Genomic DNA, 16,051 nt, shown 5'->3' with positions numbered 1-16,051 from the left:
TGCACGGCTGAGCACGCAAGGCTGCACGAACCCGCCGGTTCTTCACGGCGGGTTTTTTTTCGGCTCGCGGCGCGCATGCCTGACAGCCATCCCCTGGCCGAATTCTTGCTCAATCCGCCCGACACGTTGGATTTGCATCATGACCATACTCAGGGTTCTCGGTTCGGCCGCCGGCGGCGGCTTCCCACAGTGGAACTGCAACTGTCGCAACTGCGACGGTGTGCGGCGCGGCACCGTGCGGGCCACGCCGCGCACGCAGTCTTCCATCGCACTCGGTGATGGCGAACATAACTGGATCGTGGTGAATGCCTCGCCGGACATCCTCGCGCAGCTACGCAGTTCGCCGGCGCTGCAACCGGCACGCACACCGCGCGATACGGGCATCGTGGGCGTGGTGCTGATGGATGCGCAGATCGACCACGTGACCGGTCTGCTGATGCTGCGCGAGCATCGCCAGGCGCTGCCCGTCTATGCCAGCGCCGCGGTCATCAGCGATCTGTCCACCGCCTTCCCGCTCACACGCATGCTGTCGCACTACTGCGGGCTCGACACGCGCGCGCTGGCGCTGGACGGCACGGCGTTCTCGGTGCCGCCACTCGACGACGTGGCGTTGACGGCCATCCCGCTGGAGAGCAAGGCGCCGCCCTACTCGCCCAGCCGCAACGCGCGCCGCGTGGGCGACAACATCGGCTTGCGCATCGTCGACCGCAAGAGCGGCCGGCGTGCGTTCTACGCGCCCGGTCTCGCGCGCGTCGAGCCGCATGTGTTCGACGAACTGGGCGCGGCTGACGTGGTGCTGGTGGACGGCACCTGCTGGCAAGACGACGAGATGCTCGCCCTCGGTTTTTCCACCAAGACGGCAGCCGACATGGGCCACCTCGCGCAATCCGGCCCCGGCGGCATGATCGACGTGCTCGACCAGCTGCCGGCCACGCGCAAGGTGCTCATCCACATCAACAACACCAACCCGATCCTCGATGAAGATTCGCCGCAGTGCCGGGAGCTGGAGGCGCACGGCATCGAGGTGGCTTACGACGGCATGGAAATCTCGCTATGACACACCCTGTTGCCTGGACCGCCGAAGAGTTCGAAGCACGGCTGCGCGCGAAGCAGGCGGGCTATCACATTCATCATCCGTTCAACCTGCGCATGCGCGCGGGTGAATGCACGCCAGAGGAAATCCGCACCTGGGTGGCGAACCGTTTCTACTACCAGGTCAACATCCCGCTCAAGGATGCAGCCATCCTGTCCAACTGCCCTGACCGGGCAACGCGCCGCGAGTGGATCGTCCGGATCCATGACCACGACGGCGACGACGCGCAGCCGGGCGGCATCGAGAGCTGGGTGCGCCTCGGCGAAGCCGTGGGCCTGACGCGCGACGCGCTGTGGTCTCACCGGCATCTGCTGCCGGGCGTGCGCTTTGCGGTGGATGCGTATGTGAACTTCGCGCGCCGCGCGCCGTGGCAGGAAGCGGTGTGCTCCTCGCTCACCGAGATGTTCGCGCCGGACATCCACAAAGAACGGCTGGCCGGCTGGCCCGACCACTATCCGTGGGTGCAGCCTGACGGGCTGGCGTACTTCCGCTCGCGCATTCCGCTGGCCTCGCGCGACGTCGAGCACGGCCTGCGCGTGACACTCGACTACTTCCGCACGCCCGAGCAGCAACAGCGCGCGCTGGACATCCTGCAGTTCAAGCTCGACATCCTCTGGTCGATGCTCGATGCCATCCAACAGGCCCACGCCCATGAACCCGCCCTTGTCTGATCCGGCCCACCCCACACTGCACCGGACCTTCCGGCTGCAATGGGAAGACATGCAGCAAAGCTGGGTGCTGCTGTATCCCGAGGGCATGGTCACGCTCAATGACAGCGCCGCCGCGATCCTGCAGCGCTGCGACGGTGCGCATACCCTCGACATGCTGATCGACGACCTGCAATCCGCCTTTGGCGTGCAGGGCATCGCTCCGGAGGTCCACGCCTTTGTCAAACATGCATTCGAACGCGGCTGGCTCGTTTGAGGCCGAATCGCTGCTGGCACCCGCGGCGATGCCCACGCCCGGGCCGCCGCTCTGGTTGCTGGCCGAGCTGACCTATCGCTGCCCGCTGCATTGCGCCTTCTGCTCCAACCCGGTCGACTACACGCGGCACGATCAGGAACTCACTACCGAGCAGTGGTGCGATGTGTTCACGCAGGCCCGGGCGCTGGGCGCGGTGCAGCTGGGCCTGTCGGGCGGCGAGCCGCTATTGCGCAAGGATCTCGAAACGCTTGTCGCGCATGCGCATGCGCTCGGGTTCTACGTGAACCTCGTGACGTCCGGGGTGGGCCTGACCGATGCGCGGCTCGGGGCGTTGCGGGCTGCGGGGCTCGACCATATCCAGCTGTCGTTCCAGGACTCCACGCGCGAGCTGAATGACTTTCTCTCCAGCACGCGCACCTTTGACCTGAAGCGCCGCGTGGCGGACCTGATCAAGGCCCACGGCTATCCGATGGTGATGAACTGCGTGATGCACCGGCACAACCTGCCGCACATCGGCGCCATCATCGACATGGCGCTGGAGATCGGCGCTGAATACCTGGAGCTGGCCAACACGCAGTACTACGGCTGGGCATGGGAGAACCGCCTGGCGCTGATGCCCACTCTCGAGCAACTGCGCGATGCCGAAGCGGTGGTGAACGACTATCGCACCCGCATCGGCAGCCGATGCCAGTTGCTCTACGTCGTGCCCGACTACTTCGAGCAGCGCCCGAAGAAGTGCATGAACGGCTGGGGTACGACGTTTCTCGGCATTGCGCCGGATGGGGTTGCGCTACCCTGCCACTCCGCGCGCATGCTGCCGGGGCTGGAACTGCCGAACGTGCTCAGCCAGCCGCTGCGTGACATCTGGCGAAGCAGCGACGCCTTTCAGCGCTTTCGCGGCACGCATTGGATGCCCGAGCCGTGCCAGTCGTGCGAGTCGCGCGAGGAAGACGCAGGCGGCTGCCGGTGTCAGGCCTATCTGCTGACGGGCGATGCGACGCGCACCGACCCGGTGTGTGGCAAATCGGCAGATCGCGGCACGCTGCAGACGGTGGTACTGCAAGGCCGGATGGCCGCGATGAACGGGTTCGGACACATGCGCGACACCCGCACCGGCGAGGTCCCCATCGTATTTCGCACGGATGCCAACTCGCGCCGGCTCACGCGGCCATAGAACGCAATCCCGGAAAAGAGAAAGGGCCGGTCAATGCCGGCCCTTTTTTTCCTGGCGAACAACGCAGAAACTCAGGAGCCCGTACTCAACACCCAGGTCACGAGTTGCTTTGCTTCGTCTTCCTTGAGGTTGGGATGCGGGGGCATCGGGATGCGGCCCCACGCGCCCTTGCCGCCTTCACGGACTTTCTGCGCCAGTCTGGCTGGCGCATCGGCATCGCCCTTGTATTTGGCGGCCACGTCGGCAAAGGCGGGGCCGACGATCTTGGCATGCATGCTGTGGCACGAAAAGCAACCGCTCTTGTCTGCCAGCGCCTGCATGTCGGGCGCGGCGTGGGCGGGCGCCGCCGCGATTGCTGCAGACACGACGGCCAGCAGCGAGAACACTCCATTACGCATCATCACGATCTGAAACTCCTTGAAGCTGTGGGAGAGGCTGCACGCCGCACGGGGCGCACAGCACTCCACCACGCACGTCAGTTCTTGTGCAGCTTGAACACCCAAACCGAACCGCCCTGCTCCAGGAAGTTCACGCGCTTGGCCACTTCACCGCCCCACAGCGGCACTGCACCACCCCAACCCGACACCACGGCCACGAACTGCTCGCCCTTGTCCTCCCAGGTGACGGGCGGCGCGACGATGCCGCTGCCGGTCTGGAATTGCCACAGCTCCTTGCCGGTCTTGGCATCGGCCGCCTTCAGATAGCCTTCGGGCGTGCCCCAGAACACCAGGCCGCCGGCTGTCGTCATCACACCGCCCCACAGCGGCGCGTTGTTCTTGATCTGCCATTCGATCTTGCCGGTCTTCGGGTTGATCGCGCGCAGTGCGCCGATGTAATCCTCATTGAGCGGCTTGATGGTGAAGCCGGCACCCAGGTAAGCCGCGCCCTTCTTGTAGCTGACGGGCTCGTTCCAGATGTCCATACCCCATTCGTTGGCGGGCACGTAGAACAGGCCGGTTTGCGGGCTGTACGCCATCGGCATCTGGTTCTTGCCGCCCAGGAAGCCGGGCTCGGCAAACACCGACTTGCCCTTCTTCTCTTCACCCGTCGCTTCGGCCGGGTCGCCGGGGCGGTGGTCCGACGCGTAGTTCGGGCGGCCGGTCTTGAGGTCGATGCCGGTTGCCCAGTTGACCTTCACGAACGGGAACGCATTGAGCAGCTTGCCGGTCTTGGCGTCGTTCACGTAGAAGAAGCCGTTGCGATCGGCCTTACCGCCGACGCGCTTGCCGTCCATGTCGAACGTCACGAACTCGTTCACGCCGTCGAAATCCCAGCCGTCGTTCGGGGTGTTCTGGTAGTGCCAGACGATCTTGCCGGTGTCGGGATCGATGGCCAGCGTGGAAGACGAATACAGGTTGTCGCCCTTGCGCAGGTGGCTGTTCCACGGGCCGGGGTTGCCGGTGCCGAAGTAGACCAGGTTGGTCTGCGGGTCATACGTGCCGCCTAGCCACGTCGATGCGCCACCGGTCTTCCACGTCTCGCCGGGCCAGCTCGCGTTGAGCGTGCCCGTCATGCCGTTCTCGGTCTTGTTGCCGTCCTTGTCGTACTTGTAGCCCATGTGGCCTTCGACCGTCGGGCGCGACCAGATCAGCTGGCCGGTCTTGGCGTCGCGCGCCTCCACACGGCCCACCACGCCAAACTCGCCGCCCGACACGCCGGTCAGCACCATCCCTTTCACGATCAACGGTGCAGCGGTGGTCGAATAACCGGCGGCGTAGTCATCGATCTTCTCTTTCCAGACGATCTTGCCGGTGTCCTGGTTGAGCGCGATCAGCTGCGCATCCAGCGTGGAGAAGATGACGAGGTTGTCATACAGCGCAGCGCCACGATTGACCACGTCGCAGCACGGCATGATGCCTTCGGGCAGGCGCTGCTCGTACTTCCACAGCTTCGTGCCGGTCTTCAGGTCGATCGCATAGATGCGCGAGTACGACGCGGTGACGAACATCTTGCCGTTGTAGATCAGCGGCTGGGCTTCCTGCCCGCGCTGCTTCTCACCGCCAAACGAGAACGACCATGCCGGCACGAGCTGGCTGACATTCTTCGTGTTGATCTTGGTGAGCGTCGAGAAGCGCTGCCCTTGCGTACCCATGCCCCAGGTCAGCACATCGTTCGACGATTTCGCGTCGTTCGCGATCATGGCGTCGGTAACGGGGGGCGTTGCCGCGTGCACGGCAACACTTGCTGCCGCCATGGCAGCCGCAAGTGCAATCACTCGTAGTGTCCTCATTCTTGTCTCCTCTACCTCTCTTTATGGTCCAGGTCCGGCAGTGTGATGTCACACCGGTCGGACTCAGGGCAAATCCCGTGCCATCGAAAAACGCCGTGAAACCGCGGTTTCAGGCGACTTGCAGCGCGGTATTGCGTGCCATACCGCAACACATCGTTTGTTCTGTTGCGAAATGGAGCAACGCAATGCATGCGGCCCGCGCAGCTTTACAGCGCGCGCGTGCGCCGGCCCGGCAACATGCGCTGCATGCAGCGCTGCGCATCGAACCACTGATGCTTGATCACCCCGGCAACGTGGAGCGCCACCAGGCAGAGCAGCAGATCGGCCGTCGTGCTGTGCACCGTGTAGAACATGTGCTGCAGTGCGCTGTCGACCCAGCCCCAGCGCGGCAGCGGCACGCCCCAGAAACGCGTTCCGTATGCATTGAACGAAGACCCGAGATAACCCGACACCGGCATGACGACCATGCACATGTAGAGCAGGCGGTGGGTGATGCGCGCCAGCTCCGTCTCCCAGCAGTGCAGCCCCGGAATGGACGGTGGCGCAGCGCGGCGGACACGCACAACCACGCGCCACGCAATCACCAGCGCCGCCGTCAGGCCGAGCGATTTGTGCAGATTCACCAAGACCGCCTTCCCCGGCGCGCCCTTGGCCAGACCGGTCATGTAGAAGCCCAGCGCGAACAGGCTGCCTAACAGCAAGGCACTCACCCAATGCAAGGCAATCGGCAAGCCCGCGTAGACGGGTGGATCAGCGCGGCGCATCGAGGCTGCCCACCGATGTCGGATACGTCACCACGCCCCAGGGCAGCTTGTAGCCCGGCAGCGCATCGACAACCTCCCGCTTCTGCGGATCGATCACCTGCAACGTGTTCGAGCGGCCGCAGGCCAGCAGCAGCTTCTGGTCACCCGGCGTGAAACTGAAATGCCAGCAACGCTTGCCGACCGGGATGGTGGCGACCGGCGCAAACGTGCGGGCATCGAACACCTGCAGCTGATCTGCGCGGCTGGCTGCCACCCAGAGATATCGGCCCTCTCGATCAAACGCAACACCGTATGGGCCCTGGCCCGTCGGCACGGTCTTGATCGGATTGAAACCGGCATCCAGCAACAACAGGTTGTTCGAGTTTTCCAGCGTCACCACATAGGTCTTTCCGTCCGGCGCGATCTTGATGCCGCGCGGCCGATTGCCGAACGGTGCAACATCCACCCGCCGGATCTGCTTGAGCGTCGACAGTTCATAAACGCCGACCGTGTTGTCACCCTCATTGGCGACCAGCAGCAACGTGCCGGCCGGTGAAAACTCGATGGCTTCGGTCTCGCGTGCGGCCTTGATGCGGCCGACGACCGCCCACTGGCTCAGATCGATGATCGCGACTTCAGCGGGGGCTTCGTCCTTCTCATCGTCCCCTTCTTTCTTGCCTGGGTTGCTCTTGCCCGGCGGCCCGCCTTCGGACGATGGCTCGTATGTGACGAACGCCCGGCGACCGTCGGGCGAGATGCGCATGAATTCGACGTTCCTGCCGACCGCGATGCGCTTGACCTCCTTGCGCGTGGCCGTATCGACCACGGACACATCGGCGCTGCCCTGGTTGGCCGTCAGCAACCAGCGGCCGTCGGGCGTGACAGCAAGGCCGCGCGGGTCCTTGCCCACGGCAATCTCGTCGAGCCGTTTGAGCGTGTGTGCGTTCAGCACCGTGACGCCACCGCCCTGGTTGGTGACATAGGCGACGGGGTCCGGCACCACGGCAACCGCCTGGAGCGTCGATACCCAGCCCACGCAGAGCAACGTGGCGATCCGGAGGTAAAAGGTCAGTGCGTTCATGATGGTCTCTTCTGAGGGGCTCAATCCGCGTCGGCACCCGCGGTTTTGCCTCCGAACGAATACGTCAGGCCAATCCAGATCGCGCGCGGCGATGCCGGCGTCATGAACTGCTGCGTCGCCAGCGTGTAGATGCTCCGCATGCCCGACAGGCCGTACGTGGAATAGCGCTTGTTGAACAGGTTGCTGATGTACGCCGAAATCTCGAGATGTTTCGTCGGCTTGTAATGCAGGTTCAGATTGACGAGGCCGTAGCCGGGCACCTCGCCGTTCGGGTCGGCATTGCTTTCGTTGCCGTGCGCGATCTGCTTGCTGACGAGGACCACGTTCCCGCCCATCGACAGGTTCGGGCTGAAGGCGTACGACGCGCCCAGCTTGAGCGTCTTCGCGGGGATGCCCGGGATCTTGTTGCCGCTGACGACGTTCTGCCCGCTGGCCGTGGTGAATGCCGACTTGTAGATCGCATCGACATAACCGAAGTTGGCCGACAGCGACCACTTCTCGATCTTCGTGCTCGCGCCCAGTTCAAAGCCGCGCCGCTCCGTCTTGCCGACGTTGGCAAAGTAGCCGTACGTGTTTGATGTGGCGATGAACTGGATGTCATTGCTGAGGCGCGAGTCGTAGAGAGACGCGCTCCAGTAGGTGGACTTGCCCAGCTTGCCGCGGCCGCCGAACTCGATGGTTTTGGCCACCACAGCCTTCAGGTCCGGATCGCCGTTGAACCCCGTGGGAAGCGAGCATGGGCTGTTCGGATCGGCACACGACAACTCGATCGATGTCGGCGCGCGCATCGATTCGCTATAGCTGCCGAAGATGCCCTGCCCCGCCCCGAGGTCGTAGTTGAAACCGAGCGCCGGGTTGAACCGGTGGTAATGGTGCGAGCCGGCCAGGCTGTTGGTTTCCGGGCCGGCCACTGCCCCGGGCGGTACACCGTTGGGAGCCGCTGCTGCACCCGATCCCGCGTTCGAATACCGATACGCGTTGGCGTAGCCGGGGTTGTAGTACGACACGCCCGAAACTTCGTCCGTCCAGGAATAGCCGCCGTCTTCGTTCAGGTACCGGTTGTTGGCGCCGCCCTGGTTGAGCGTGGTGTAGTTGAAGCTGCCCGATGCAGTCACGCTGAGCTTTTCCGTCACGCTCAACGTATCGGTGAAGTACAGGCTGAAGTTGTTGACGTTGGACGACAGGTTGACCGCGCCGATGACGTTGCTGCCGGTAAACAATGCCGGGTTCGATGCAGACGGCGCCAATCCGTTGATGGTGAATCCGTACGCCTGATTGGGCGTCACCACCGTCTGATAGTTGACCAACCGCGCCAGGTAGGTGGTCTGGTCGTACGTGATGCGCGAATGGTCGAACGCGCCACCGAAGGTGAACGTATTGTTGCGTTCCGCCAGTTGGCTGAAGTTGGACCACTGCAGGGACGTACCCACCGTGTCTTCATGCGTGGCGGAATCGACGACACTCGTGTTGATGGCGTTGGTCCAGCGGCCGTAGCCGAGCGCCAGCGCATTCGCGCCCGTCACGGCATTCACGGCCGTGCCATTGGGCGCCTTGTTCGCGCACTTGTACGTGGTGATGCCACCTGCGGTGGTCGTTGCCAGCGAGCCGTCGTCGTTGAAACAGCCGTCGTCGAGCTGCGCATTGCTGTTGACGTTGTGAAGGCTGGCCTTGCGGTAGTAGACGCTGCCGGCGAGCTGGTTGGTGTCGTTCAGCCAATGGCTGCCCTTCAGGTTCAGCAGCGCCATCCGGTTTGAGATGGTGTCGGGCCACGTATAGGCGGCACTGCGGTTGGCCATCATGTCCACCGGCAACGACTGCGTGCCGCTCAGCGACGTGTCTGCAAGTGCGGCCGACAGCTCGAGCTGGGTAGCGCCGTCGTTGCCGTGCCACCGCGCTTTTCCATACAGTTGCTTGACGTTCGAACCCGAGTGATCGCGAAAGCCGTCTTGCCGGTCGAAGTTGCCGGCGACGAAGTAATCGGTGCCGTGAGCCTTGTCGACGATGCCCGTCTCGAAGCTCAGCGCACGGCGGCCAAACGACCCGCCCAGCGCCTCGATCGACGTGCCGGCGTTGTCCTTGCCGTTCTTGGTGTTGACGACAAGCGCGCCGCCCAGGGTGTTGAGGCCGAACATCGGATTGGAGCCTGGCAGGATGTTGACGCTGGACATCGCGTTCATGGGAATCAGATCCCAGTTCACGATGGAGCCGAAGGGCTCGTTCATCCGCACGCCGTCAAAGTAGACCGACACGCCAATGGGCACGCCCAGCAGCGACGACACCTGAAACCCGCGGTAGTTGATGTCGTTCTGGTATGGGTTGCCCGATCCGTTGCTGATGCTGACCTGACCGAGGTTGTCGTTCAGCAGGTCGGCCAGGTTCGAGTTGCGTTGCTCGCGCGCATCCTTCGCGCTCACACGCTGCGCATTGGCAGGAAACTGCGACAGCGGCACGCCAATGCTGTCGATCGGGGTCGAGCCGACGACCTGCGCGGTCGGCAATGCCACCGCCACGATCTGGTCTTCGGCAAACGCCGGCGAGCACAGCCCCACGGCAGCGAGCGCAGCGACGCCGCCAGCATGGCGCGGCGCGGCATTGCGCGCACGGCGGGCGCCCTTCCCCGAACGGCTGGTATTCGAATGCACGAAGTGTCTCCCTGATGTTCTCGCTCGCGGTTCTCGGGGCGCGGGTCTCAATGACGCATCCCAAAGAACAGGCGTGGCGGTGGCTCATCCCGGCAGGGAGTCAGCGGCAATGGGGAAGACACCTGCGCGCGTTGCGGCAGGGCAAATGGTTGGCACACGGCCATGTCTCCTCTTCTTTTTTCGCCTGCGGGGTCGTTGCCTCGCAGGTCAGCGGCTGGCGCGCGGGGTCGATGACCCGTCGCCAGCCGTCCCGCTACACCATCAGAAGAAGCCCAGCGGCTTGGTGTCGTAGCTCACCAGCAGGTTCTTGGTCTGCTGGTAGTGGTCGAGCATCATCTTGTGGGTCTCGCGGCCCACGCCCGACTTCTTGTAGCCGCCGAACGCTGCGTGCGCCGGATACAGGTGGTAGCAGTTCGTCCACACGCGCCCTGCCTTGATGGCACGGCCCACGCGATACGCGCGGTTGATGTCGCGCGTCCACAGACCGGCGCCCAGGCCGAAGTCGGTGTCGTTGGCAATCTGCAGCGCCTGCGCTTCGTCCTTGAACGTCGTCACGGCAATCACCGGGCCGAAGATCTCTTCCTGGAACACGCGCATGCTGTTGTCGCCCTTGAGCAGCGTCGGCTTGATGTAATAGCCCTTCGACAGATTGCCGGGCAGCACTTCCACATCGCCGCCGACCAGGCATTCGGCGCCTTCTTCCTGCGCGATCTCCAGGTAGCTGCGGATCTTGTAGAACTGCTGCTCCGAAGCCTGCGCGCCGACCATCGTGTCGGTGTCTAGCGGGTCACCGCGCTTGATGGCGGCCACCTTGGTCATCACCGCATCCATGAAGCGGCTGTAGATGGATTCCTGCACCAGCGCGCGCGACGGGCACGTGCACACCTCGCCCTGGTTGAAGAAGCCCAGCACCAGGCCTTCGGCGGCCTTTTCGATGAAGCTCGGCTCGGCCTGCATGATGTCTTCGAAGTAGATGTTGGGCGACTTGCCGCCCAGCTCCACCGTCGACGGAATGATGTTTTCGGCCGCGCACTTCATGATGTGCGAGCCGACCGGCGTCGAGCCCGTAAAGGCGATCTTGGCGATGCGCTTGCTGGTGGCCAGTGCCTCGCCGGCTTCCTTGCCGTAGCCGTGCACAACGTTGAGCACGCCCGCCGGCAGCAGGTCGCCAATCAGCTCCATCAGCACGCAGATGCCCAGCGGCGTCTGCTCGGCCGGCTTGAGCACCACGCAGTTGCCGGCCGCCAGTGCGGGCGCCAGCTTCCATGCGGCCATCAGCAGCGGGAAATTCCACGGGATGATCTGGCCAACCACGCCCAGGGGCTCGTGGATGTGATACGCCACGGTGTGCTCGTTGATCTCGGCCGCGGAGCCTTCCTGCGCGCGGATGCAGCCGGCGAAGTAGCGGAAATGGTCCACAGCCAGCGGGATGTCGGCATTCAGCGTTTCGCGCACGGGCTTGCCGTTGTCCCACGTTTCGGTCACGGCCAGCAGTTCGAGGTTCTGTTCGATGCGGTCGGCGATCTTCAGCAGGATCAGCGAGCGGTCCTGCACCGAGGTGCGGCCCCACGCATCAGCAGCGGCATGCGCGGCGTCGAGCGCGCGGTCGATGTCTTCCGCGGTCGAGCGCGGGAACTCGCCGATCACCTCGCCCGTCACCGGGGTCGTGTTGGTGAAGTACTGGCCCTTGACCGGCGACACGAACTCGCCACCGATGAAATTGCCATAGCGCGGCTTGAACGAAACGATGGCGCCGGGGGTGCCGGGATGAGCGTAACGCATGGGTTGTCTCCTGATGTTTGAGTGATGACCGCAGCGTCGTTGTCTGCGCTGTGTCCGGTCGTCATCTGCAAAACCCGGGCCATCCCCTGAAGCGGATGTGGCGTGCTCTCCAGATCGGCAGTTCACCTCGGCTGGCTTGCCGGACTGCTCCAGAATGGAACAACGGGTGTTGCAAAGCGCAACGCCCCATCGCCTGAGCAACCCGTGGCCCCGCGTGCGAACACGCTGCACACATGGCACGACTTTCGCGATGCGAGCCTTTCATCCGAACTTCCAAGCCACACGATGAGAACGGCTCCACTTCATGCTGCTGCCGCTGCCGCGCTGGCCGTGGCGTGCCTGTCCTCTCAGGCCTGTGCCGATACGAACGTCGACCCTGCGGGCTCGCCGCTGTGGCCGACCATTCGTCAGGAGGTATTTGGCCCAGCGCGGACGACGTTCGACAACCGCATCAGGATCACGGGCCCGGCATTTGCGGAAGACCCGATGCAGGTGCCGATTGCGTTTGATGCGTCGGCGCTCGGCAAGGTGGAGCGCATCATCGTCGTGGTCGATCGCAACCCAATCCGCAAGGTGCTGGAATTCGCGCCGATGCGTGCGCGGCCGGCGCTATCGTTCCGGTTCAAGCTGCAAGAAGCGTCTGCGCTGCGCGTGGCGGCGCGTACGCAGGACGGTGTCTGGCATGTCGGTACGTTGCAGGTGGACGCCACCGGCGGCGGCTGCACGCTGCCGGGCGCCACACGCCAGAACGCAATCTGGAGCACCACGCTCAACCAGGTCGAGTCGCGCGTGTTTCCGGGCTTCAACGGCGCAGGCAGCCGCATCCGCGTACGCGTGATGCACCCGATGGACACGGGCCTCGTGGCGGGCATTCCGTCCTTCCATATCGAGCAGCTCAACCTGCTTGATGCCAACCGCCAGCCCATGCTTGAACTCGCGCTGTACGAGCCCGTCGCCGAGAACCCGATCTTCTCGTTCGATATGGATGGCCCCGTTGAACGCGGCATCAGCGTCGCCGGCGTCGACAACAACGGCAACCGCATCCGCGCACAGGTGACACGATGAGCCGACGCCACCCACGGTTGGGCCTCCTGCTGTGTCTTGCAATGTTGAGTGCCCTCGCACGTGCGGCGGGCCCCGACTACCACCTCGTACCGCGCGCGGTTGCGCCGGACGTCTGGGTGCTGGAAGGCGCCAACGCGGATTTTTCTGCGCGCAACGGCTGCAACATCATCAACACCGGCTTCATTGATACCGGCGACGGCGTGCTCGTCATCAATACCGGGCCGTCGCTGCTGTACGGCGAGCAGCAGCGCCAAGCTATCCGCACGGTCACATCGGCGCCGGTGCGCTGGGTATTCAACCTCAACCTGCACCCTGACTATTTCTTCGGCAACCAGGCCTATGCGGATGTCGGCGCGCAAGCGCTACCCGGCACCATCGCCGGTGCGCAACGCGAGGGCGCGGCCTATGCCGACAATCTCTACCGCATCTGCGGCGCGTGGATGCACAACACGGTATCGACACCGCCCGGCACGCCATTGACGCCCGGTACACGCACCATGGGGCGCCATCGCATCGACCTCATCCGCCTCGACGGACATACCGATGACGATCTTGTGATCGTGGACCGGACCAGCGGCGTAGTCTTCGCTGGCGGCATTGCCTTTCGAGACCGGATTCCCACCACGCCGCACGCCAACTTTGCGCATTGGCTGGCGAGTCTCGATCGGTTGCAGAAGATCGTTGCCGACAGCGGCGCGCGCGTGTTGATCCCGAGCCACGGGCCCGCCCTGGGCAACGCAGACGCCATCGCACAGACACGCCAGTACCTGCAGTGGCTCGATGCCCGCATGCGCCGCGCGGCAACCGAAGGACGCGATCTGGCCGAGGTGATTGCGATGCCGGTAGACGCGCCCTACGCGCAGTGGGGTGGCATGCCCGCAGAGTACGTGCGCAACCTGACGCGCTTCTACCCGGGCTACGAGCACGCCGCGCTGGCGCCCTGACATGGCGCCCGACCCCGCACGCCGACGCTGGATGCGCATGATGCTCGCGACCTTGATCACGCCGGCGCCGACGGTGTCTGCCGCACCCGCACGTGTCACGCTGCTGCGCCTGCAGGACGGCCTGTACGCTGCGCGCGCTGCCAACGCAGAAGCCTCACGCGCGAATGCCGGAGAAGTCGTGCCCACGCTGGTACACACCACCGGCAACGGCGTACTCGTGGTCGACCCTGGCCCGCACGCGCGATGGGGACACCAGCTGATCGCGGCCATCCGGCACATCACGGCCGAGCCCATTCGCTGGGTGGTCAACACGCACGCGCACCCCGAGCACGTGCTCGCCAACGCGGCCTTCGCACAACTGCAGCCGCGCCCTGCTTTCCTGGCGTCCGCCGCCACTGCCGACCTGATGCGCCAGCGTTGCGAAACGTGTCTTGCGCGGCTGACCGCCATGCTGGGCGCGCGCGTCATGCATGAAACGCAGATCGTTTATCCGGAACCGGCACTGCGCGATGGCGATTGGCTGCACACCGGCAAGACGGCGTGGCAAGTGCATGTCTACACAGCAGCACACAGCGCATCCGACACGGTGCTGTACGCGCCGCAGCGCGGGGTGCTGTGCACAGGCGGGCTGGCATATCGGCAGCGCGTCCCAGACCTGCAGGACGGCTCGCTGGTCGGGTGGCAACGCGCGCTGCATGCGCTGGAGCAACTGCCCGCCCACATGGTCGTCGGCACCGCCATCGGCACGCCTGCGCAGATGCTGCGCCCGACCTTGTCGTATCTCGACATGCTGGGCAGCACGATCACGCGCGCCATTGAAGCCGGCGGCGACGCGGCCCGCGCACTCGACTACGTCCCGGGCGACACCTATCGCGACTGGCGAAACTTCCACCCTCGCCATGCGCTGAACGTCGGACGTGCATGGCGCGAGCTTGAAGATCGCTGGATGCAAAGCGCGCCGAGCGTCTGATCGCGGCTGCTCCATTGCGGAACAGACCGCGGACAAGTGTTGCGCCGACTGTCCCGCCACGCCACATCGCCCGCATCGGCGAACGTGTCGCAAACGTTAATCAACGGCATGCAACTCCTTGCAATGCCCTGCGAACGCCGTGGTACGCATATTGCAAAGTCCCGCCGGCGTTGAGCGCGCCCCCGCGTGTTTGGCGCCAACACCGCATGCGTCCGAGCCAATTCAATGGACGCATCAGACAACGACAATACGGAGACACCATGCAGAACTCACGCCTTCGACCCGGCGTCCTGACCGCCATCGCAACCGCCCTCGGCTGCGCAGCGGGTAGCGCGATCGCGCAATCGTCGGTCACGATCTACGGCACCGTCGATGCCGGACTTCAGTATCAAAACCGCAGTGCGGCCGGCGGCAGCATCACCGAAATGCATTCGGGTGGCATCAGCCCAAGCATCTGGGGCCTCAAGGGCTCGGAAGACCTGGGCAGCGGGCTGAAGGCCAACTTCAACCTCGAGGGGCATTTCAGCAGCGACACCGGCACGCTCACCACCGGCCCGGGCTTCAGCTCAGAGTTGTTCCGCCGGCAAGCCAACGTCGGCCTGAGCGGCAACTGGGGCGCGATCACGCTGGGGCGTCAGTACAGCCCAGCCCTCATCGGCACGATCGGCACGGAAGCGCGCGGCTTCAAGGAGCAGTTCTCGAACCTGTACGGCTGGGCCTACAACCAGCTCCCCGCACCGGGCAACGCGATGGGCGCAGGCACCAACCCCGGCAACGACGTGGGCGTGTTCATCGGCAACGCACTGCAGTACTCCAACAACTTCGGCCCCGTGTGGCTGGGCGTTGCCTATTCACTCGGAGAGACTGCCGGCAGCTTCAAGCGCGGCAATGAGCTGTCGCTGGGGGCCACATACACCGGCCCGGTCACCGTCGGTCTCGGCTATCAATCGACGGCGGACAGCGGCACAGGCGAGACCCTCAGCCGCTTGTGGAGCGCAGGTGTCGCCGTGCCGTTCGATGCCTTCACGGGGCGGGTCAACTACATCGGCGTCACCAACAATGCGCCGACCGGGCAACGTGTGTCGGACGTCAAATCGATCGGCGTCGGGCTCGACTACAAGTGGAGCCCTGCCAATACCGCCACGCTGGCCGGCTACTACAGCAAGTACGAAAGCAGCACGCACGACAGCTCCACCAAATCGATCGTGCTGAGCAACGACTACGCGTTCTCCAAGCGCACCACGCTGTACGCGCAACTCGTGTACGTCAACGCGGGCCCAGTGGGCACGGCGGATCCGCTGGAAAGCCTCAAGACGTCGATCGTTGCAGGCGGCACGGCGCCGGGCGCGAAGACCGTACTCGCAGGCGTCGGGCTGAAGCATTCGTTCTGAGCGGGAACCGAG

Annotated in this window: 14 protein-coding genes; 8 read left to right on the top strand and 6 right to left on the bottom strand. The window is 64.6% G+C overall.

Going from position 1 to position 16,051, the window contains the following annotated elements; genetic code table 11:
- Window positions 1–139 precede the first annotated feature (139 nt).
- The 4 genes from pqqB to pqqE are packed head-to-tail and all read left to right on the top strand — an operon-like array spanning window position 140 to window position 3,191.
- Window positions 140–1,057 carry a pyrroloquinoline quinone biosynthesis protein PqqB gene (gene pqqB, locus ABIC76_RS15295; protein ID WP_354534481.1) on the top strand — a complete coding sequence of 306 codons (918 nt, stop codon included), beginning with the start codon at window positions 140–142 and terminating at the stop codon, window positions 1,055–1,057.
- Window positions 1,054–1,764 carry a pyrroloquinoline-quinone synthase PqqC gene (gene pqqC, locus ABIC76_RS15290; RefSeq protein ID WP_354534480.1) on the top strand — a complete coding sequence of 237 codons (711 nt, stop codon included), beginning with the start codon at window positions 1,054–1,056 and terminating at the stop codon, window positions 1,762–1,764. The genes pqqB and pqqC overlap by 4 nt, the downstream gene beginning before the upstream one ends.
- The gene (gene pqqD, locus ABIC76_RS15285; RefSeq protein ID WP_027680847.1) at window positions 1,745–2,017 is read left to right on the top strand and encodes a pyrroloquinoline quinone biosynthesis peptide chaperone PqqD; all 273 of its coding nucleotides are present in this window, start codon (window positions 1,745–1,747) and stop codon (window positions 2,015–2,017) included. Before pqqC ends, pqqD begins: the two co-directional genes overlap by 20 nt.
- Complete coding sequence (pqqE, locus tag ABIC76_RS15280; protein WP_354534479.1) at window positions 1,989–3,191, top strand: pyrroloquinoline quinone biosynthesis protein PqqE; 1,203 nt, start codon at window positions 1,989–1,991, stop codon at window positions 3,189–3,191. Before pqqD ends, pqqE begins: the two co-directional genes overlap by 29 nt.
- Window positions 3,192–3,262: 71 nt before the next feature.
- Here the strand turns inward: pqqE and ABIC76_RS15275 are convergent, their stop codons facing one another.
- The 6 genes from ABIC76_RS15275 to exaC form a co-directional block, all read right to left on the bottom strand.
- On the bottom strand, window positions 3,263–3,595 hold the full coding sequence (locus ABIC76_RS15275; RefSeq protein WP_354534478.1) for a c-type cytochrome: 333 nt from the start codon (window positions 3,593–3,595) through the stop codon (window positions 3,263–3,265).
- 71 nt (window positions 3,596–3,666) lie between these two features.
- Complete coding sequence (locus ABIC76_RS15270; protein WP_354534477.1) at window positions 3,667–5,421, bottom strand: PQQ-dependent methanol/ethanol family dehydrogenase; 1,755 nt, start codon at window positions 5,419–5,421, stop codon at window positions 3,667–3,669.
- A gap of 206 nt (window positions 5,422–5,627) precedes the next feature.
- Entirely contained in the window at window positions 5,628–6,185 is a 558-nt protein-coding gene (locus tag ABIC76_RS15265) for a cytochrome b (protein ID WP_354534476.1), read from the bottom strand.
- Window positions 6,172–7,245 (bottom strand): beta-propeller fold lactonase family protein, encoded by a 1,074-nt coding sequence (locus tag ABIC76_RS15260; protein ID WP_354534475.1) that lies wholly within the window; start codon window positions 7,243–7,245, stop codon window positions 6,172–6,174. The genes ABIC76_RS15265 and ABIC76_RS15260 overlap by 14 nt, the downstream gene beginning before the upstream one ends.
- 20 nt (window positions 7,246–7,265) lie before the next feature.
- A complete protein-coding gene (locus ABIC76_RS15255) occupies window positions 7,266–9,887 on the bottom strand; it encodes a TonB-dependent receptor domain-containing protein (RefSeq protein WP_354534474.1) in 2,622 nt (873 codons plus the stop codon).
- A gap of 261 nt (window positions 9,888–10,148) precedes the next feature.
- Entirely contained in the window at window positions 10,149–11,669 is a 1,521-nt protein-coding gene (gene exaC, locus ABIC76_RS15250; RefSeq protein ID WP_024972380.1) for an acetaldehyde dehydrogenase ExaC, read from the bottom strand.
- Window positions 11,670–11,954: 285 nt separating this feature from the next.
- On the opposite strand from exaC, the gene ABIC76_RS15245 reads away from it, so the two are divergent.
- From ABIC76_RS15245 to ABIC76_RS15230, 4 genes are all read left to right on the top strand, one after another.
- Window positions 11,955–12,734 (top strand): quinoprotein dehydrogenase-associated SoxYZ-like carrier, encoded by a 780-nt coding sequence (locus tag ABIC76_RS15245; protein ID WP_354534473.1) that lies wholly within the window; start codon window positions 11,955–11,957, stop codon window positions 12,732–12,734.
- Window positions 12,731–13,678 (top strand): quinoprotein relay system zinc metallohydrolase 1, encoded by a 948-nt coding sequence (locus tag ABIC76_RS15240; protein WP_354534472.1) that lies wholly within the window; start codon window positions 12,731–12,733, stop codon window positions 13,676–13,678. The genes ABIC76_RS15245 and ABIC76_RS15240 overlap by 4 nt, the downstream gene beginning before the upstream one ends.
- 40 nt (window positions 13,679–13,718) lie before the next feature.
- Window positions 13,719–14,648 (top strand): MBL fold metallo-hydrolase, encoded by a 930-nt coding sequence (locus ABIC76_RS15235; RefSeq protein WP_354534722.1) that lies wholly within the window; start codon window positions 13,719–13,721, stop codon window positions 14,646–14,648.
- Window positions 14,649–14,908: 260 nt separating this feature from the next.
- Window positions 14,909–16,039, top strand: coding sequence for a porin (locus ABIC76_RS15230; RefSeq protein WP_354534471.1), 1,131 nt, complete (start codon window positions 14,909–14,911; stop codon window positions 16,037–16,039).
- The last annotated feature ends 12 nt before the right edge of the window (window positions 16,040–16,051 follow it).

The sequence above is a fragment of the Ralstonia sp. 1138 genome (assembly GCF_040544795.1).
Classification (GTDB): Bacteria; Pseudomonadota; Gammaproteobacteria; order Burkholderiales; family Burkholderiaceae; genus Ralstonia; species Ralstonia flatus.
Note: the sequence above shows the minus strand (reverse complement) of the source record. Positions and strands in the feature narration are given on the sequence as shown.

Excerpts from the sequence above, each read along its gene's own strand:
- pqqB (WP_354534481.1), top strand. The coding sequence starts at position 140 with ATGACCATACTCAGGGTTCTCGGTTCGGCCGCCGGCGGCGGCTTCCCA.
- pqqC (WP_354534480.1), top strand. The coding sequence starts at position 1,054 with ATGACACACCCTGTTGCCTGGACCGCCGAAGAGTTCGAAGCACGGCTG.
- pqqD (WP_027680847.1), top strand. The coding sequence starts at position 1,745 with ATGAACCCGCCCTTGTCTGATCCGGCCCACCCCACACTGCACCGGACC.
- pqqE (WP_354534479.1), top strand. The coding sequence starts at position 1,989 with ATGCATTCGAACGCGGCTGGCTCGTTTGAGGCCGAATCGCTGCTGGCA.
- ABIC76_RS15270 (WP_354534477.1), bottom strand. The coding sequence starts at position 5,421 with ATGAGGACACTACGAGTGATTGCACTTGCGGCTGCCATGGCGGCAGCA.
- ABIC76_RS15265 (WP_354534476.1), bottom strand. The coding sequence starts at position 6,185 with ATGCGCCGCGCTGATCCACCCGTCTACGCGGGCTTGCCGATTGCCTTG.
- ABIC76_RS15260 (WP_354534475.1), bottom strand. The coding sequence starts at position 7,245 with ATGAACGCACTGACCTTTTACCTCCGGATCGCCACGTTGCTCTGCGTG.
- exaC (WP_024972380.1), bottom strand. The coding sequence starts at position 11,669 with ATGCGTTACGCTCATCCCGGCACCCCCGGCGCCATCGTTTCGTTCAAG.
- ABIC76_RS15245 (WP_354534473.1), top strand. The coding sequence starts at position 11,955 with ATGAGAACGGCTCCACTTCATGCTGCTGCCGCTGCCGCGCTGGCCGTG.
- ABIC76_RS15240 (WP_354534472.1), top strand. The coding sequence starts at position 12,731 with ATGAGCCGACGCCACCCACGGTTGGGCCTCCTGCTGTGTCTTGCAATG.
- ABIC76_RS15235 (WP_354534722.1), top strand. The coding sequence starts at position 13,719 with ATGCTCGCGACCTTGATCACGCCGGCGCCGACGGTGTCTGCCGCACCC.
- ABIC76_RS15230 (WP_354534471.1), top strand. The coding sequence starts at position 14,909 with ATGCAGAACTCACGCCTTCGACCCGGCGTCCTGACCGCCATCGCAACC.